An 18,300-nucleotide genomic window follows, 5' to 3' on the forward strand; every position below is an offset into this window, starting at 1 on the left:
CGATCAGCTCCGCCACATGGCGACATTCGCGGCGATGGCGGCGGTGTATCGACCGTGTGCGGCGGCGGCGGCTTCACGCATGTCGCTCATACCCTCGTGGATCTCCTTGGCGGCTTCCATGAGTTTCGCGTGCGCTGCGGCCTGCGCGGATGCCGCGTCTCCGTCCCAGTTGGTCTGGAGGTTGGTGACCGCCTGATCCAGGGCATTGATCTGCTCGTCGAGGAAGCCCTCGAAGCCCTTGAGGCGGCCCACCACTGCGTCGAGCTGATCGAGATCTACGCTGTGCCGCATCACAGATCCAACGAGGAGCGGGCCGATTCGACAGCCTCGGCATTCGCGTGATCTCGACCGAGGTACTGCTCGGCACTGGCGTCGAGCGCCGTCGTGATCTCTTCCAGCGCATTGAGCAGGTCCGACAGGCCTTCCCGCACCTCACTCCACCCGGTCGCGAACACAGTGCCCTGATAGCCCACCCAGTTGTCGGTCAGGTTGCCGACGTCCTGATCCAGCGATCGAAACCCGCCCGACAAGTTGTTGAGTAGATTCTTGATCGCCCTTGCCGCAGTGACCAATTCGGCTGGTACAACAGATAGAGCGACTTCGCCCGCCCCGGAGTCCCCCACTATCCGCACTCCCTCCCCGTTCGGGCCTGACTTGTACGGCCCTGCCCGGAAGGGAGCAAGGACACACGAGGATTTCATCCTATCTACGAAACATGCTGCTGCTCAAGCAGATAGCCGTGGAGCACAATAGAATGTGATGTGCATCAATCGATTACAGTGGTTTTAGCAGCCACAACGTCAATCAGCTACCCGCTGGGCGCCTGCGCCACGACGGTGGCGGTGACCTACGGGATATCGTGCCAACCGTCCGAGTTGGCGAGCTCGTGGAGGCGGCTGAGAGTCCGCGGGCGCGACGTCGAGCTGGTCCCGGACCGGGCGGATAAGGTTCGCCCTGCGATCAGCGGGGCCACCACCGAACCTCCCCACCCGGACGTGGACGTCGATCGCTGCCGGGCCGAGGCTCGCTAGAGCTGTTGGTACCGACCGTATCCAGGTCAGCGAGGTTCCGGTCTGCTCCGCGAATTCGCGATAGGCCGCAAGGACTCTGCCGACCACAGCGTCGGGAATGCCGCCCTCGTTGAGTTGGTACGGCACAGTCAGCACCACCCAGCCCCGCAGGACCAACCAATCGCAGCCAAATTCTCTCTGTAGTGCCCGAGTCGGCGCGTGAGGTGGGCAAGTACGTCTACGAGCTGGCCGGGGCGCTGCGCATGGCGCTGGATACCGCGGCGAAGGAAGTCGCTTCCCTGACCGGTGGCAGCTGGACCGGGGATGCAGCCGCGGAATTCTCCGAGGGCTGGACCGAGGTCCGCGACGGAGGCACTCAGATCATTACTGCCCTGACCGGGATGGCGGAAAAGCTGGGCGTCACCACCAACACCTACCAGGCCAGCGACGAGTCCCACGCCGCCGTATTGGGCACTGCGAGTTCGAGTTTGGATCTGCCATGAGCTCAGAATTCACCGTCGACCATCGGCGAGCGTTGCGATACCTCAGCTCGACTCAACCGGAAAGGTGCATGGCGAAATTCCGGGGTACATGCCAGACAGCTGGACCGAAGAGCAACTCGAAGATTTAGCGCAGGACTTGGAGAAGAGCATCCAGACGCGACAAGACGAACAGCAGCGATTAGGTGAGGACGGGCCGCACCGGGAACGCCTCCGCCAAGAAGAGCAGCTGTTGCGCCAGATTCAGAAGAAGCTGAGTGGGTCATGACCGGGAGCATCGGAGACCGTATGAAACGAGGAGACGCTCTGGTCGCCCGGATCGAGGCCGAACGGGACTCAGAAGATGAGAGGACCTCCGCCACAATGGAACTCCTCTCATGTCTATCCGCCGGCTATCCCATCGAGCGGATAGGTCCGCTGCTTCGAAGCGACAACATCATGGCCGTCAAGTCCGGGGCATTCCTCGCGTCGGAAATGTCGAATCGTGCGGCTCCGCTGGTCGATGACATCCAAAGGCTGCTCGCCAGCCCGGTGCCCTGGATCCGCCATGATGCGATCCAGGTGATCTGGGCCGCTGCGACAGCCAGCAATGGACGAGCCGTCGCGCAGGCCGCGAGCCTCGTCAACGACCCCCACGTAGTAGTCCGCAGTGACGCGATGCACCTGCTTGCGAACACGAGGGACGACGTGCTGCGCAGCGCCCTCGAGTACCTCGATTCCGCGCTTGCTCCTTTGACCTCTTGGCTTCTCGACGAGGCACCCGAGCGAATGGCCGAGGTCGCGCGCCACCGGCTCGACGATCCCGACCCCTTGACCCGACGATTCGCCGCGATTGCCTTGGTGCGCCACGCGGGCTCAAACACTGGCCTGCTTGCTGATGCGGCGAACTCGAATGACGACGACGTAGCGTCGTTTGCATCAGAACGACTCAAAAGGTTGGAGATGGAGAAAACCAACCCGCAACGCAGTCGCTGCGCCCCACTTTCAGCCCGAAACCCCTGAGGCGGCCCGACCAGACACCGACCCAATAGCGGTCATGTGTGACACGAGAGCGCCCTGCCGACCTTGGCAACGTCCCCGCCCACTCCCCAACCGAATAGGACACCCGCACAGGCTGTTTCGACTAAACGAGGGGTAACCGTGAGGTTGACCGGACCGCCACTGCCCTGTTCGCGGCGGCCATCGCGAGAATGCGTTGAGCGACCCGGATCGCGACGCCCTGAAAGCTCCGGCCGCCGCGGCTTCCAGATCGAGTTGACCTTTCAACCGATGAGTTTGCGGGTTCCGGCAGGTCTGCTCTCTCGAGGACCCATCATCGAGTGAAGGAGAAACTGTGAACGATGTCTGGGAATTGGTGCATGCGGAGCGCGCGGCGCTGATCGACGACCTTGCCCGAATCGACGACGAGCAGTGGGACGAGCCTTCGCTGTGTGAGGGCTGGACCGTGCACGATGTGGCCGCACATCTGGTGGATTCGGCGTACACCACGCGGATCGGCTTCGTCATCGCGCTCATCCGCGCAGGATTCGACTTCGACCGGCAGAATACGAATGGCATCGAACGCTGGCGCGGCGACTCTCCTCGAGAGACTCTGGAGCGGCTTCGCCACGCGGCGTCACGCCGATCGACGCCCCCGGCGCCCCTCGACAGCCGACTCGTCGAGGAAATCGTTCACGGCGAGGACATCCGCCGCCCCTTGGGGATCAGGCGCATATACCCATTGCAGGCCATCGTCAGATCGATTCACCTGCAAGCACGCACACCGGTGTCCTTCGGCGGAGCCAAAGAACTGATGGCCCGCGTCCGGATATCGGCCTCCGACGCGGACCTGTCGATTGGGAGCGGCCCGGACGTGCGGGGTACCGCACTGTCTCTGCTGCTGGTCATTTGCGGACGCCAGGTGGCACTGGACGCTCTTGATGGGCCGGGAGTCGACGCGCTCGTCCGCAGCTCCTAGATTCTGTTCGGAGTGGCTAGTGGGCTGGTCGGCTCGCCTTTACGGGTGTCGCGGCCACCGGTTGACGGCGGGCAGCGGATCGGACTCGAAATCGGCAGCAGTGACGCTGTCAAGTCCAAGATTGAGGCACTGCTACCGGACACATCACCGATCAGTGGGGGCACTGTCGAGGTCGGACCAACCGTTCGGGTCAAGCTGCTGGTGGACCCGTCCGATGCGGAAGTCACGCCGTCTGACGCGGTAAGCGCGTCGACCGGCAGCAACATCCAGATGTTATGGACATGGTTCGTTCACCCTAAACACCCGACATCGGCGTTGCTGCTGACCGCACACCTGGAGGTTCCCCTCAGCGACGGACATGTCATCAGCAACTACATCTCGCTGAGAATCCCGGTCCACCGCACCCTGGGCTATACCGCAGGACAGATCTTCAGCAACTGGGCGACCTGGTCGGCGATAGCTGTGAGCGGAATCGGAATAACCGGCTGGCTGCTACGTCGACGACACGCCAAAGCCAAGGCGGTTCCCGCCGCGCCGACACGGCCGCATTGAGCAGGCTGACCGACGATGCCCCACGGCCCCGTGTGTCCGGGGCGTCGTGATGCCCAACTTGTGTTCAACGATTGCGTTGTGGCACTCCAGTACCCGGGTGTCGATCGGGAGTGCGCAGAGGAGCGCCGACGTGGTGCAGGTGTCTCAGCGCTTCGCGGTAAGAGGAGATCAGCCCGGTTTCGTGGTAGGGCACGCCGATTTCGGTGCAGTAGTCGCGGACGATCACCTGGGCGTGACGCAGGTTCGGCGTCGGCATGCTCGGGAACAAATGATGCTCGATCTGATAGTTGAGCCCGCCGAGGGCGAGGTCGGTCAACGCGCCACCCCGCACATTGCGGGAGGTCATCACCTGGCGACGGAGGTAGTCGAGGCGTTCGTCGCCGGTCAGGGTTGGCATGCCCTTGTGGTTCGGGGCGAAGATGCAGCCCATGTACAGGCCGAAGAGGCCCTGGTGGACTGCAAAGAACGCGAAGGCTTTGTCGGCGGGCAGAACCACGAACAGTGCGGCCAGGTAGGTGGCGAAGTGGCCGAACAGCAGTGCGCCCTCCAATCCGCGGTGTTTGACCGATCGATTTCTGAGCGCACGTACTCCGGCCACATGGAGGTTCAGGCCCTCCAGCAACAGGAGGGGGAAGAACAGGAATGCCTGCGCCCTCCCGATGAGACGAGGCAGACCGCGGCTGGACCGTGCCTGCTGTTGTGACCAGACCAGAATGTCGGGCGCGACATCGGGGTCGAGTTCCTCGTGGTTCGGGTTGGCGTGATGCCGGGTGTGCTTGTCCTGCCACCAGCCGTAGCCCAGGCCGATGCCGGCGTTGCCGACGAGTCGTCCCACCAGCTCCGTCGGCTGCCGTAGCCGGAAGACTTGGCGGTGGGCGACATCGTGCATGACGAGTGCGATTTGAGCGAACGTCACGGCCATGAATGCCGCGACCAGCAGCGTCCACCACGAATCGCCGATGAGGACGAACGCCGCCCAGCCGGCTGCGAACGCGACCCCGACGAGGCTGAGCCGGACGGCGTAGTAGACGAGACGTCGGTTCATCAGCCCCGCGTCGGAGATCCGGCGCAACAGACGGGCGTAATCACCGTCGGCGCCGCGCCGCGGTGACCGTGGAGATGGCTCGGGGACCAAGGCGGGTGTCGTCATAGATCTTCCTGAGAGCTGAGTCGGAGACGCCACCTCCGTCCGCCGACGATGTCGGTCGGTCGACGGCGAAGCGGAGCGCCGATTTCGATACCCCGAAGCTATCGGCCGAATTCTCGTTACCCGTAACCCTTTGGTATGACATGGAATCGGACTGCGGTGTGATATTGGATGCCTACCGCGGACCGAGGCGGCTGACCAGTTGTCGGCCAACACATCCGGGTCGCCCGGACCGGACGTCCGCTTCTGCCGCTGATCTGAGCTGCACAGCGGCGACCGAGCGAGCATTGCCGTGACCGTTCACGGCGGGGATCTCCGCGCGCCGCCAATGCACCGAGTTCGCGTCTGACACCAGTCGTGACAAACGGCAGAATGTGATGTGCGTCAATCGATTACAGCGGTTGTCGCCGCCGTAACGTATATCAGCTACCCGCCGGACACCTGGGTACCTGTGCCACGACGGTGGCGGTGACCTGTGTCCGCCCGTCGGCCGGAATATGGTGCACCGCAGCGGCGTAGGCGCACAGCCGAGCGGCGAGGGCTGCGCAACAGGGCGTATTCGGCGGTGCTGAGCACGGTCGGCGGCAGATCGTGCGGATCCGCACGCCGCAGATCGACCGCCGGATCCGTGCTCAGTGCGCGGACTCGCCCTTCACGCGATCTTTGTCGCAGAGAGGATGGCTGGCACGGGAATGACGTCCGACGGAAGGTCGGCGGAGCTCTTGGTCATCGCCCTGGTGACATTGAACCCACATTCCTCGAGCCAACTTTGGTAAGTGGACAGCTTCTGCGGTCCGCCCTGGCCCATCGTGCAGCCGAGGAAGAAGGCTGGGAAGAAGTCGGCGTTGTAATTGTCCGAGTCTTTGATGTTCTCGGGGTAGACGGGCACCATGATGTGGACCTGACCACCGACCTCCAGCGAGCTGTTGACACCCTCGAGGATCTTGAACACATCGTCCTTGTCGAACATATCCAAGAAATGCTTGATGAGTACGGTGTCGAAGCCCTTCGGGACGCCATCGAAAACGTCACCGCCGATGAACGAACAGTGTTCGTCCACTCCATGAGTCCTGAAGTTTTCCAGACACTCCCTTTCCTTCTCGGGCAGGTCGAAAGTGGTCACCCGAAGCCCGGGCGAGGCCTTCAGCTGGTAGGCGTGAATCGCACCGACGCCAGTGTTTCCAGCCAGGTCGAGTACCTGCGCGCCGGATGGTATGTCTACGTTTCCGAAGAACCAGGGATCGATGCGGGCGGTGACGGCGTCCATCAACGTTGCCCAGGACTCACGCAGATCCGTGTGCTCGGCCACGGCACCGTACAACGTTCCATCTGATCCATAGAGCTCTTTCAGGCCGACGAGCGTCCCCCTCCGCACACTGTCGGCGAGATAGTACAACTGCCTCAGCGCGACAACCTTGATCATGTTCATGTAGGTGAGCGCTCGCTGCAGATCGACCTCGGCGACGCCCGCAAGTGCATCGAGGGAGTAGGCGCCCGAACCTTCGTCGCGCGCGACGAAACCCTCCTTGACCATAAGATGCAGAAGTTGTTCGACGGCATCCGGTTTGGCGCCGATGGCTTTGCCGAGCTCGGCCGCCGTAATCCCCGGGCTGTCTCGGAGACTATCGATAATGCCGAGCTGGAAGCAGGACAACAGGGTCATAAACCGTGTCGGTCCCACCATGTATTCCCGAAATCGAGCGAGTGTTTGTTCCGGTGTCATTGTGGCAATTCTCATTTCAGTTAGTAGTCGGCTGTTCCCCGAACCGACGCGACAGCGCAATTCGCTGCACCTTCAGCGTGGCGGTTCGAGGTAGCTCGGCCTGCGGTACCTGGATCGGGTCGGCCAGCTGAGGGAAATCGGCGACGGCCTTGCGCCAGCGACCCCGGTCCACCGGCCGGTCGCCGTGCGTGCAGATCACCGGGACCGCCTCGGACTTCCGACCTCGCACAACGACGAGTTCGCTCAACTCTTCCAGCCTGCTCAACAAGACATCCTCGACTTCGAGAGCACTGCGCACGCCCGGGATCATGTCTACCTCCCGGTCGAGCATGTGCAGGCACCCGCGCCTGGTGCGGTATCCGACGTCCCCGGTCCGCCACCAGTCGCCGAATCGGTTCGCGTCGTACCGATCCTGCTCGGCAAGATAGGTTTTCGCGAGGCCATCCCACGCAACCTCGATGAAACCGGGGTTCGTCTCGGACGGCCGCGAGCCGTCCCGGCTCACCACTCGAACCTTCGCGCAGCCCGGCATTGCCCAACCAACACACCGCCCGTCCGCTCGGCGAGCGGACTTGCGGACATAGGCTCGCCCGACCGCCGGCCCAACCTCGCTCTGCCCGTATATCTGGAAGTACAGCGCCCCTCGGCGCTCGGACGAATTGACGAGGCGACTCATCGTTCTGGGATGGATCGCGTCGAATGTGCTGCTGAAGTATTTCACCGATGCGAACGGCTTACGCGGATCCTCGGTGAGGCATTCCCATTCCATCAACGAATTGGGAAGAGCCTCGATGAATCCTGGCCGGTGCTCGACAAAGAACGCGGCGACTCTGTCAGGATCGGATTCCTTCATGAGCAGGACCGGCAGCTCTTTGAGCAGCGCCAGAGCCATCGCTGCGAACATCCGCGAATGTACGAAGGAGATGTGGATCGCGATGGTCTCGCGCTTCCTCATCAGCGACAGCAACCACCATTGCGGCTTGAGCCGGGCGGCCATGCTCCGTGGGGTGTGCACGACGAGCTTGGGCAGGCCGGTCGTGCCGGACGTGTGGGTGATCAGCGCGGGTTCGTCCTTTGGTCGAGACACCGGCTCGACTCGGGGAGTCCCGGCAAGTCCGGCGAGCGATATGGCACCCGGCCTGTCTCCGGACACGGTGATCACCGGCTTGGCGAGGTCCATCACCGGCACGTCGGCAAGTGCGTCGAGCTTGTGCAGATCGGTGAGCAGGGCCGGCTGGTCCAGTCGGCGGAGCAGGGCACCGACGGTGGCGCCATCTAGGGCGGGCGACAGCATCACCGGAACTGCTCCGATGCGTGCGGCAGCGGTCGCGAGCACCCACACATCGAAGTTGGCGGCCTTGTGGATCGCAATGTGCCGGCCTGGTCGAATCCCGGCCGACCAGAGCCGGCCGGCGAGGTCGTCCACGTGGTCGGCGAGCTCGGCCACAGTCAGTCGCCGCCCCGCCTCGGGAAGGACATCGAGATCGTGATCAAGCGTGAGCGGCGTCGAGCTCTTCCGCGCAGCAGCCGTTTCCGGCACTGTGCCGAGAAAGAGACCTCGCTGGCGTACCGATCGCCAGATCGTGAAACCGTTCATTCGACATATCTCCTCTTCAAGGTGTCGCCAACCCGTTCAGGCGGCGGCACGTCCGGCCTTGAGTGCCGCCGCGATGTCGACGACGCGGCGGCCCTGGTGATGCGCCGCTCGCAGGGTCGCCTCGCTGGGTGAGCCACCGAAGGCCGTGTGGGAGGTGCCGTACGGATTGCCCGTCTCGAACTGGACGGGATCGGTGTAGCCGGGAGGCACGATGATGCCACCCCAGTGATAGAACACGTTCCCCAGCGCCAGCAGCGTGGACTCCTGCCCGCCATGGGCGGTGCCGCTGGAGGTGAAGGCCGAGCACACCTTGTTGGCGATTGTGCCCTGCCGCCACAGGGCACCCGCGCCCTCGATGAACTTCGTGAGCGCGCTGGCCGGCGTGCCGAAGCGGGTCGGGGTGCCGAACAACACCGCGTCGGCCCACCCGAGGTCGTCGATGGTCGCCTCGACGACCTCGGCGGTGTCCTGAATGTGTTTGCCCCAGGCGGGGTTTGCCTCGATAGCCGCCGCCGTTGCCAACTCGGCGACCTTGCGCAGTCGCACGCGGGCTCCGGCCTTCTCCGCACCCTCGGCAGCGGCTTGCGCCAGGGCGTGTACGTTGCCGGTGGCGCTGTAATAGATGATTGCGGCGTTCACGGGTTCCATGATGGGTTTCCTTTCTTCGGGGGTTGCGAGCTGCTACAAGTACGCTCGCGCGGTCTGGATGAACAAGCGGGCGTACTCGCCTTCGAAGTCGAATGACCGCTCCAGCAGAGGATTTCGCCGACCCGCGGCAAGCAGCGCCCAGCTCTGTAGCGACCCCGATACCAGTTCCGCAGCGTCGCCCTTGCCCAGCGAATGGACACGCCCGGAATCTTCGTCGACCAGAATCAGCCGCACGTCCGGCCACCGCTCGACCGTGACGCGAGCCTTCGCCAGCGCGTATCGCACGGAATACAAGGACAATTCGGCGACACAGATCGCCCCCTCGACCGACCCGCTTCCGCTCATTCCCAGCGCCGTCCGGATATCGCTGTGATGGGTCCAGTACTCCATGGTGCGGCCCATCACCAGATGCGTGGCCTGCATACCGAACCCCCAACGCACGCGCTCGGTTCCGATGCAGTCGGATAGCGCGGCCACGCACGACTGCGATGCCGCCGCCGACCACTCGCGAAGGTCGGCCAACGTCATATCCCTGCCTCGATCGCAGCCCGCTCTCGTGAAAGCCTCAGGAGTCGGGAACTCGTGGACCACGCGAGCGAACGCACGCGGCCCCTCGCGCACGGTGTCGGCCGCGACCTCATCCGTATCGGCAAGGTGGGCGACCTGATCGCGCACAGTCCAACCGGGACACCGGGTTTCCACGCTCAGATCGCGATATCCCAGCTCCGCGGACGTGTCTTGGAAGAGCTGGATCTCGCGACGCAGAACATCCAAGCGCTGTCGATGCGGAATCAACGCCGTACCTTACCGGCGTCACCGTCCACGGTGACCCGTTCCAGGGAGCCCAGTGCCTGTGTGCCTGTCTCCGTGCCTGTCACACAGGGAATTCCGAGCTCCCGCGCAATGATCGCCGCATGGCTCAGCCCACCGCCGATATCGGTGACGATCGCCGACGCCTCGGTCATGAGCGGCACCCAGTCGATCGACGTGAAGCGAACAACGAGAATATCGCCGTGCTCCCAGGCCTCATCCGCTGGCGACAGCATGACTCGCGGCCGTCCGGTGCTGACTCCCCCGGCCGCCGCGAATCCACTCACCAGGACATCGCCCTTGGAATCGCCGGATAGGCCCACCGGAATTCGAGCCGTCACAGGCCGACACTGCAACCAGACCAGCTGCCCGGCGTGCACACAGAACTCCAGATCGCATACCGCACCGACGGCCTGCTCCACGATCAGACAACGAGCACCGACCTGCTGCCCCTCCGCATGAAGTGGATTGCCGCTCACGAGTTCTCCCGCCCGCCAAACCTCCCGGGAGGGCGTGACGGTCCCCGCGACGACAGCCTCGGTCCCCGACGACGACCATTCCAGAACTCCGCCACCCGCACCGTCGCCGATCCACACTCCGGCCAGCGCGACATCCAGGAAAGGTTGCAGCACAACGGGAATCGGCCCCCGATCGGCCTTGTGATATACAGCTCGCAGCCGTGCGTTCGTCCCTGAAGCACGGACGCGAGCCACCGCCGCGGGCACGGCGGTCGGTTCGACAGCCAACTCCGACGAGAACAACCCGGCGAAAGACCGCTGTTCACCGTCCTCACCGGCGCCGGACGAACGAACCGCCCACCGAGCCACCTCCGGGTCGAGCCCGGCGCCATCGATCGCCTCCACTCCGACGGACGGCGGCACGAACCACGTCGGCGGAGTCGCAACCCCCGAGCGCCGTAGCCGAACCAGCCCCGCCGCCTTGCCGCCGAACTCCGCCGCGATCTCGGCGAACGGCAGCGACGATTCGGCGATCGTGTCGATTGCACGGATCTCGTTCACTTCGATTCCCGTCAGTAGCCGTCCGCGTCCGTGCGCACGCGCCCGTTCAGCTGCAGCAGCTCGGCGTGCAGCTCCATCCAGACCGAGTGGAACGATTCGGCCCGAATCCCCGACAGCGCCGCGGGATTGCCGCCTTCGGCGCGTTCGACCACCTCCGTCAGCCGTGCCCGATACGTCTCCAACAGCCGCGCGACATCGCCGTCGCCGCCCACGGGAAAGGCGAGATCGCCTACCGCGCTGCGCAATTGGGCGGCCACCTCGCGCACGAGTTCCTCGCTACGATTGGCCTGCCAGTTCGAGATAGCGGCCTTCACGATCTCGTTGGTGGTCAGGAAATGGCGATCGAATTCCTCGATCAAATCCAGATCCGTCCGCGGCGCCCGGTCCCGCCACCGGTGTACGGCCGCGTCGTCGGCGGCAATACCGTCGGCCGTGACGATGAAACTCCCCCGCACCGACCGTACATACCCCACCTTGCGGATCCCATCGACCAGCGCCCGGGCATCGTCGCCCGGTACACCGACCAGATCGGCAAGTTCTTCGACGCTCACGCCGGACCGGAAGCGAATGACGTGCAGCACCGCGGCTGCCTTCGTATCGAACATGCTGGATCCTTACGCCACACGGCCGGTTCGCAATTCGTTGATCAGATCGATCAGCTGCTGCACCTTCTCGACGCCCACGATCCTGGGGTTGTCGATTAGGCTCACCCCGAATCGACTCTCCAGCAGGCACATCATTTCGATGCTCGCAACAGAATCGATACCGAGATCCTTCGCGAACGAATCGTCGGGCCGCAGATCCCGCGCGATCTTGGTCGCCGTGGCAAACGCCTCGGCGATATCCGCGACACTCACCTTGGTTTCACTCATGATTCTTCACCTTTCCTGTCCCGCCATTGATGGCGATAACGGCTCCGGACGGGATACTGTCGATATCCGCACCGACGACGCAGGGTATGCCGTATTCCCGGCACAGAATGGCCAGATGTGACATCGCGCTGCCCCGCCGGCTGACCACACCCGAGGCAAATCTCAGCAGCGGAACGACATCCGCGTCGGCGGCCTCGCAGACGATGATGAATTCCTCGTCGGGGACGTCTTCCTCCGGCCGAACCGCGATTCCGCTCGCGCTGCCGCCCGAGACACCGCGCGGCTGCACCCGCACCGCGGCCGCGATCGGCTCGATAATCTCACCGTCGGGCAGGATCTCGATATTCTCCGGCAGGACCACTGCAAGGGCTTCCTCGCACAGCGTGACCCGATCCTCCACGATTTCGCGCAGGTCGCCACGCGGCGTGTTCACCAGCTCCTCCACGGTGAGGAACGGCCACTGCTCGTCCGTAATCGACTGCGCGGCAGCTAAAGCCGGACCGAGGGTGCGGAAGACGTGCAGCACTCGCATCACCATCGATTTCGAATGCTCGCGACACGCCATCGTCTCGGCGACGGTCTTCGTGACACCCGCGATCACCCGATATCGAACGCCCTTGTACATCCCGGCAATCGCATCCGCCGGTGCCAGAAACGATTCGAACAGCTCGGTGCCGTCGGACTCGACCTGAAACCGGTGGGAATACTTCGCCCACAGTGGGTGCCGATACGCGACCTCGTAGAACGGATGGTTCAGGAACTCGGCGGAGTTCAGGTCACCGGTGGTGGTCAGCCGGTGCAGCCGCTTCCACACCAGTTCGTCGGGCCGGGTCAGCAATGCGACGATGTCTTCCGGCTCGTCGCAGACCCGCTTCAGGATCCTTTCCTGGTATCTGGTCAACGGCACCAGTGCCATGGTCGACAGAATGTGCTCGTACCAGCACGATTTCAGCAACGATATGGCTTCGCTCGCCAGCAATCGCACGTCGAATCCCGCCTCGCTGGCCCGCGCCTCCAGCTCGAAGAGACACTCCTCGAGGTTGCGGATGCGGACGACCGCCAGCGAGACCTCCCGCGCGATCGTCACGACGCCCTTCGCCTTGATCAGTGGATTCTCGACCAGAGCGTCGTACGGTTCCGGTGCGGGAACGCCCTCGAAATACGCCTTCCCGACATCGTCCGCCTCGATTCCCGGCACCGAGGCCGCGATCTGCCCGTAGGCCGAATAGTTGTGGTACGGACGGCATTTGATGTATCCGAGAAAGGTGAAGAACTCCCCCGACATCCACGCCCGCTCACCCCACATCTTGGTCGTCATCCGACGGGTCGCCGCCTCCATCGGCGGGCCGACGAGCGACCAGGAAAACGGGGACAACCGTTCGGGGGCAACCTCGCCGAAGTTTCCGGCGGAGTAGGTGCGAAATACCGGATGCGGATCGGTGTCGAGCGGGCCGACCACGCCGAGCCTCTTGGGTTCACGCATGGGCATACCTCGCCTCGATCCGGGCGGGCCACACCTGGCCCGCCATGGCGGCACTCATGGCCTGGATGTAGTCCTTGCGACAGCGCGCGGCCCCCGTATTTTCCAGGTCCGCATCGCAGTGGACCTCGATCCAGGGGTGCGCGTAGTCGGCGAGGTTCGCGTCGGTTCCGATGCGGCGCATGGCCATTCGAAGCAGCCACTCGGCGCGTTTCACATCCGCCCTCAGAACGCGGGGATACTTGCCGAACGGGAGACAGACCCGGCTCAGGATCTCGAGCAGGCTCGGCTGCTCCGGGTCGAACCAGGTGATGGTGCGGCCGTGCGCGGTCCACTCCACCATGTCAGCGACCAACTCCGCGGCACCGAGCACGTCGCCGACATAGCAGGGATAGCGACCTCCGTCGGTGATCGGGAGCGGATAGCCGGCCAATACCAGCGGAAAGATCGCGGGCAGGCCGTCGCTGGTGGACGGCACCGTGCGGTTGTGTCCCAGGCCGAGCAGCGGGCCGAATCGCACGATGTTGTGCTGCGTATTCGAGTGCCGCACACGATGTTCGGCCACGTACTTGCCGTATTCATACCAGTTTCGGAAACGCTGCCCGACGTAGAGCTGGTCGCTGGTCACCGGTTTGTCCGGCTCGCCGAGGGCAAGGATCGAGGATACGTGCACGATCCGCGGCGCCCGCTTCGCGGACTCCACCAGCCGCAGCAGGGCCATGATGCCCCGATCGTGAATCTGCAGGCTTTCGGTACTGGTCGCCTGCCACGAAACACTGCCGGCGGCGAAGACACAGACGTCACTCTCGGTGATCACCGCGCGCGTATTCTCGTCCATTCCGAGGCCCGGCGCTGTGAGATCGCACCGCCGATGCTCCCAGGTCCCCAACCCCGGATTGCGGGACAGCGCGACAACCTGGTGTCCGCGCGAGTCGCATATCTCGGCGACGAGTTCGCCGAGATAGCCACTGCCGCCGAAGACAGCTACTTTCATGCTCCGAACCTCACAAGCGAACGATGTTTCGGCGAGACGATCGACTCGCGACCGGGATGCAGGCCGAAGGTCAGCCGTGCCGCTGCTTCCAGCGAGATCGACGGTGCCACAGCCGATTTTCCGAGCGCGTTGAGCGCTGTGAGCAGGTTGCCCCGGTCGAACGAGCGGTCCAGGCCGATGTATCGCAGCCCGATCAGCGTGTTCTGCCATTTGGCGCTCAGACGGCCGAAGCGCTCGCCGAGGGCCGACACATTGACGACGTGGTCGCGGCCGGCCGCAACGATGCGCACCCACTTGCCGAAGGCGTGCTGGTCGATCATGCGGGCCGCCTCCACCAGGGCGCGCAGCGCGGGCGCCTGAGCGCCGTTGGTGATGTGCACGATTTCGACATCCGAAAGCGACTGTGTTGCAATGCCTTCCGCAAGGGCAATCAGCACCTTCGCGGCGGTGTCACGTGGCACGCAGTCCACGCGCGCGTTCTTCATCGCGGGCAGCAGCCCGAACGGCAGGTCGTTCCAGCGCTCCGACAACAGGTACAGCGAGTTCTTGTACAGGGTCTCACCCGTCCGCGAGTCGCCGAGCAGGGCGGGCAGGCGGGCCAGCAACAGTGGCACGCCCAGCTCGGCCGCCCGGCGCAGCACGGCTTGTTCGCCCATCCATTTGAAATGCTCGTAGCGCGTACGATCACCACCGGCGCCGAGCCGGGTCTCGGGCACGACGCCCACCGCCGACCCGGCCACATACGCCGTCGAGGTCTGCAGGTACGGCACCGGGCGGCCGGAGATTTCGGCGAGCCGGGCGGCGAACCCGACCCCGTACACCGCACCGACGACGTTGCTCATCTGCAGCGACTCCGCAGTGCCCTGCCAATCCGTGCTCCCGGCGCAATTGACGACGCAGGTCACCGTCTCGGCAAGCCTCTCCAGCGCTGCGCGGTCGAGTCCCCAGTCGCGCGCGGTGATGTCGCCCTCGACCAATTCGATCTCCCGCGACCGGGATTCGATCCGCCGCCGCAGCCGAGTGGTGCCGGTCGAACGGCGCACGAGACCGATCGTCTTCGCCGGAACGTGGTCGACCAGTGCGTGCCCGAGTTGTCCGCTGAGGCCGGACACGAGGATGGTCATGGCACCCTCACGTCGGAGTCGTAGCGATCCTCGCCCCGCAGGCCGCCGGCAACCATCTCCAGCATCATCTCGTCGCTGCCCCCGCCGAGCCGCGCCAGGCGGGCGTCGCGCCACAGCCTGCTCAGCGGGGTCTCGTCCTCGAGATAGCCGGAGCCGCCGAAGATATGCATGCACTCGCTCATAACCCGCTCACCCAGCCGGGCGGTTGTCACCTTGAGCCCCGCGACATCGCGTGCGCCACAACCGCTTCCGGCAGCCAGCCGCTCCCCTGCCGCATAGACCGCGAACTCCGCCATCCGCACCTGGGCCGCCAGCTCGGCCAGCCGCAGCCGCAACGCCTGGTGATCGATCAGCGGTGTGCCGAACTGTAGGCGTTTGCGCGCATGCGAAACCGCCAATCCCAGGGTGTAATTGCAGCCGCCGACCAGCTGGGCGACGACGGACAGCCGCTCGTGCATCAGCGCCCACGAAGCCACCGCCAGTCCGCCGCCGATCCGGCCGAGGATCGCCTCGTCGCCCACCTCGGCATCGATTCGGACCCACGACGTGTCCAGGCAGGCGGTGCCCGTCTTGGTATGCCGCTTCACCGTGGTGATCGCGGTCGACGGCACGGTCACCGTCGTCAGCAAGGGCGGCCGGTTCTCCTCGACCATGTACTTGCCGAGAACGACTGCGAAGTCGCACACCTCGCCCAGCGACAAGTACTTCTTCTCGCCGCGCACCCTGATGCGACCGTCGCCGAGCGGCGTGATCAGGGTTTCGATCCCCAGCAGATCGGATCCGCCCACCGGCTCCGACGCCCCGAACGCGCCGATCGTCGTGCCGTCGAGCACACCGTTCAACAGCCGCTCGTGCTCGGCGTTCGCGCCGAATCGCCGCAGCGCGGAGGCACAGGTTTCCAGTTGCAGGCTCAGGCCCACCGAGATGCCGAACAGGCCCTGGTACGCAACGCGTTCGGCGATCAGCAGTCCCACGATCGGATCGCCGACCGTCGAATCCTGCGGCCACCGCTGCCGGAACAGCCCCTCCGCCGCCAGTTCCTCGACGAGTCCGCGCGGGAAGGTGCCCGATCGCTCGGCCTCGGCGCCATAGCGATCGACGGCCGCGCCGATGATCTTGTCCAGGCGCGCCCGCTCGGCGTCACCCTCGGTCCCCGCATACCTCATATCCGGTCCCCGCCGACACTCGTCACCGTGGTGCCCGCATGGTGGCGCAGCCATATTTCGCGACGGCGAGGTTTGCCGCTTGTTGTCATCGGCAGATCATTGGCTTTCAGTTGCAGCCATTCGACTTTCGGTGCATCACCGAGGATTCCGGACAGAATGCGCTGAATTTCCACGCGCTCTGCCGGTTCGAGGGCGAACTCCGTCACGATAATGACGGCGGGCCCCTCGGCCGAGTTCGAACCCACGACGCACGATCGGCGAAACAGGCTGGGCTGCAACACATCAACGAGCTGGCCCTCGAGATCCTCCATGTGGACCGCCTCGCCGCGGACCTTGATCGAGTCACCGATTCGGCCCACCACGTAGAGCTCGCTGTTGTAGACGAATCCGCTGTCGCCGGTACGCAGCCAGTCGCCCACCCGATCGGTATCGATCACGCCGCGCTCGGTCGAATAGCTCCGCGCCACAGACGCTCCCCGCACCCAGATCTCGCCAACGACACATTCGGGCAGCTCCTGCCGATCCTCGTCACGGATCGACAGCTCCAGCCCCCGCAGCGGCATGCCGCAGCTGACCATCCATCCGGCCCGAACCGATTGAGTGCCATCGATTTCGGTCTCATTCAGGATCGTGACGCGTCGTCCGAACGGCGCGATGGTCTGCCCGAGGTCGACCGCCAACGCGCGCTGTCCCGGCCGCACTCCGGTCACCGCCAGCGTGCCCTCGGCCAGCCCATAGGCCGGCGTGAGCGCGGTGAACTTGAAACCGCCCGGCTGCAGCAGCGCGCCGAACTGCGAGAGCGTATCCAGCTGCACACGCTCGGCCCCGCTGATCACCGAACGGATAGCCGAAAAGTCGCAGTCCTGCAGTTCCTGCGGCTGGACCCGCCGTACGACCCATTCGAACCCGAAGTTGGGCATGACCATGACCTCGTACCGCTTGTGCCCGTACTCGCGCAGCCATAAGAGCGGGTCGCGCACGAAGTCCCCGGGCGACATCAACTTCGCTTCGGCCTGTGTCGTGACCGGCGTCAGCATGCCGCCGATCAGTCCCATGTCGTGATACAACGGAAGCCAGGACACCCCGAACTGGTCGCCGAAGCCCGCCCATTCGCGTAACATCGCCAGATTCGCCTCGACGTTTTCGCGAGTAATGCACAGCCCCTTCGGGTTTCCGCGGGACCCCGAGGTGAATTGCATGATCACGGGACCGTCATGGGACTGCTCGCCCGACTCGGCGCACGAACTCCACCCCAGCTCGAGGGGACACACCTCCCGACCGGAGGAATCGAAAGCGGCGGTCAGGGTTTCGCGATAGCGCTGCTCCGATACGAAGTGCCGCATGCCGCTGATTCCGGCGATGCCCGCAACAAAGGGCGCGTATCCGCTCGTCCCCGACAGCGCCTTGGGTCCAGGCAGTACCGTTGGCACCGCACCCATCCAGATCAGCCCGAAGAAGCTCAGGATGAAATCTGCGCTCTGCCCGAGCACGATCGGCACGACTTCGCCCGGCCGCACCCCCGCCTCGCCGAATTCGGTGGCCTTGCTGCGGACACCGGCGGCCAGCTCAGCGTAGCTGTGCCGCTGCCACTGCCCATCGCGCCAAAAGCTCAATCCGCGGTCTGGCGCGGGATGGTCGATCCATGCTGTCAGAGTCATTTGTCCCTCCGATTCGGTAGTGCTGATGCGCAGACCCGGGACC

19 protein-coding genes are annotated in these 18,300 nt (G+C 64.6%); 4 read left to right on the plus strand and 15 right to left on the minus strand.

Features of this window, described 5'->3' with window-relative positions; genetic code table 11:
* Positions 1-3: 3 nt before the first annotated feature.
* Both AB0H61_RS21325 and AB0H61_RS21330 read right to left on the minus strand, forming a co-directional pair.
* Complete coding sequence (locus tag AB0H61_RS21325; protein WP_357307081.1) at positions 4-291, minus strand: WXG100 family type VII secretion target; 288 nt, start codon at positions 289-291, stop codon at positions 4-6.
* Entirely contained in the window at positions 291-623 is a 333-nt protein-coding gene (locus AB0H61_RS21330; RefSeq protein WP_357307083.1) for a WXG100 family type VII secretion target, read from the minus strand. Before AB0H61_RS21330 ends, AB0H61_RS21325 begins: the two co-directional genes overlap by 1 nt.
* Positions 624-1,201: 578 nt before the next feature.
* Between AB0H61_RS21330 and AB0H61_RS21335 the strand changes: the two genes are divergently transcribed.
* The 4 genes from AB0H61_RS21335 to AB0H61_RS21350 all read left to right on the plus strand — a co-directional run bounded on the left by AB0H61_RS21335 (position 1,202) and on the right by AB0H61_RS21350 (position 4,019).
* Positions 1,202-1,513, plus strand: coding sequence for a WXG100 family type VII secretion target (locus tag AB0H61_RS21335; RefSeq protein ID WP_357307295.1), 312 nt, complete (start codon positions 1,202-1,204; stop codon positions 1,511-1,513).
* A gap of 285 nt (positions 1,514-1,798) precedes the next feature.
* Positions 1,799-2,512, plus strand: coding sequence for a hypothetical protein (locus AB0H61_RS21340; RefSeq protein ID WP_357307085.1), 714 nt, complete (start codon positions 1,799-1,801; stop codon positions 2,510-2,512).
* Positions 2,513-2,843: 331 nt separating this feature from the next.
* The gene (locus AB0H61_RS21345) at positions 2,844-3,467 is read left to right on the plus strand and encodes a maleylpyruvate isomerase family mycothiol-dependent enzyme (RefSeq protein WP_357307087.1); all 624 of its coding nucleotides are present in this window, start codon (positions 2,844-2,846) and stop codon (positions 3,465-3,467) included.
* Positions 3,468-3,479: 12 nt separating this feature from the next.
* Positions 3,480-4,019: a hypothetical protein gene (locus AB0H61_RS21350; protein WP_357307089.1), complete on the plus strand. Its 540-nt coding sequence runs from the start codon at positions 3,480-3,482 to the stop codon at positions 4,017-4,019.
* A 64-nt stretch (positions 4,020-4,083) separates the two neighbouring features.
* Here AB0H61_RS21350 and AB0H61_RS21355 read toward each other — a convergent pair whose 3' ends face one another.
* From AB0H61_RS21355 to AB0H61_RS21415, 13 genes are all read right to left on the minus strand, one after another.
* Positions 4,084-5,169, minus strand: a complete 1,086-nt coding sequence (locus tag AB0H61_RS21355) for an acyl-CoA desaturase (protein WP_357307091.1) — start codon at positions 5,167-5,169, stop codon at positions 4,084-4,086.
* A 649-nt stretch (positions 5,170-5,818) separates the two neighbouring features.
* On the minus strand, positions 5,819-6,889 hold the full coding sequence (locus tag AB0H61_RS21360) for a methyltransferase (protein WP_357307093.1): 1,071 nt from the start codon (positions 6,887-6,889) through the stop codon (positions 5,819-5,821).
* Between the two features lie 16 nt (positions 6,890-6,905).
* The gene (locus AB0H61_RS21365; RefSeq protein WP_357307095.1) at positions 6,906-8,486 is read right to left on the minus strand and encodes an AMP-binding protein; all 1,581 of its coding nucleotides are present in this window, start codon (positions 8,484-8,486) and stop codon (positions 6,906-6,908) included.
* Between the two features lie 36 nt (positions 8,487-8,522).
* Positions 8,523-9,134, minus strand: coding sequence for an NAD(P)H:quinone oxidoreductase (gene wrbA / locus AB0H61_RS21370; protein WP_357307097.1), 612 nt, complete (start codon positions 9,132-9,134; stop codon positions 8,523-8,525).
* A 33-nt stretch (positions 9,135-9,167) separates the two neighbouring features.
* Positions 9,168-9,929 (minus strand): maleylpyruvate isomerase family mycothiol-dependent enzyme, encoded by a 762-nt coding sequence (locus AB0H61_RS21375; RefSeq protein ID WP_357307099.1) that lies wholly within the window; start codon positions 9,927-9,929, stop codon positions 9,168-9,170.
* Complete coding sequence (locus tag AB0H61_RS21380) at positions 9,926-10,963, minus strand: PEP-utilizing enzyme (protein ID WP_357307101.1); 1,038 nt, start codon at positions 10,961-10,963, stop codon at positions 9,926-9,928. Before AB0H61_RS21380 ends, AB0H61_RS21375 begins: the two co-directional genes overlap by 4 nt.
* Positions 10,964-10,974: 11 nt before the next feature.
* Positions 10,975-11,568 carry a hypothetical protein gene (locus AB0H61_RS21385; RefSeq protein WP_357307103.1) on the minus strand — a complete coding sequence of 198 codons (594 nt, stop codon included), beginning with the start codon at positions 11,566-11,568 and terminating at the stop codon, positions 10,975-10,977.
* A gap of 9 nt (positions 11,569-11,577) precedes the next feature.
* Complete coding sequence (locus tag AB0H61_RS21390; RefSeq protein WP_357307105.1) at positions 11,578-11,835, minus strand: acyl carrier protein; 258 nt, start codon at positions 11,833-11,835, stop codon at positions 11,578-11,580.
* Entirely contained in the window at positions 11,828-13,318 is a 1,491-nt protein-coding gene (locus AB0H61_RS21395; protein ID WP_357307107.1) for a PEP-utilizing enzyme, read from the minus strand. The genes AB0H61_RS21390 and AB0H61_RS21395 overlap by 8 nt, the downstream gene beginning before the upstream one ends.
* The gene (locus tag AB0H61_RS21400; RefSeq protein WP_357307109.1) at positions 13,311-14,309 is read right to left on the minus strand and encodes an NAD-dependent epimerase/dehydratase family protein; all 999 of its coding nucleotides are present in this window, start codon (positions 14,307-14,309) and stop codon (positions 13,311-13,313) included. Before AB0H61_RS21400 ends, AB0H61_RS21395 begins: the two co-directional genes overlap by 8 nt.
* The gene (locus AB0H61_RS21405) at positions 14,306-15,433 is read right to left on the minus strand and encodes an SDR family oxidoreductase (protein WP_357307111.1); all 1,128 of its coding nucleotides are present in this window, start codon (positions 15,431-15,433) and stop codon (positions 14,306-14,308) included. Before AB0H61_RS21405 ends, AB0H61_RS21400 begins: the two co-directional genes overlap by 4 nt.
* The gene (locus AB0H61_RS21410; protein WP_357307113.1) at positions 15,430-16,599 is read right to left on the minus strand and encodes an acyl-CoA dehydrogenase family protein; all 1,170 of its coding nucleotides are present in this window, start codon (positions 16,597-16,599) and stop codon (positions 15,430-15,432) included. Before AB0H61_RS21410 ends, AB0H61_RS21405 begins: the two co-directional genes overlap by 4 nt.
* On the minus strand, positions 16,596-18,257 hold the full coding sequence (locus AB0H61_RS21415; RefSeq protein ID WP_357307115.1) for an AMP-binding protein: 1,662 nt from the start codon (positions 18,255-18,257) through the stop codon (positions 16,596-16,598). Before AB0H61_RS21415 ends, AB0H61_RS21410 begins: the two co-directional genes overlap by 4 nt.
* Between the last annotated feature and the right edge of the window lie 43 nt (positions 18,258-18,300).

This window comes from Nocardia sp. NPDC050710, assembly GCF_040654375.1.
Lineage (GTDB): Bacteria > Actinomycetota > Actinomycetes > Mycobacteriales > Mycobacteriaceae > Nocardia.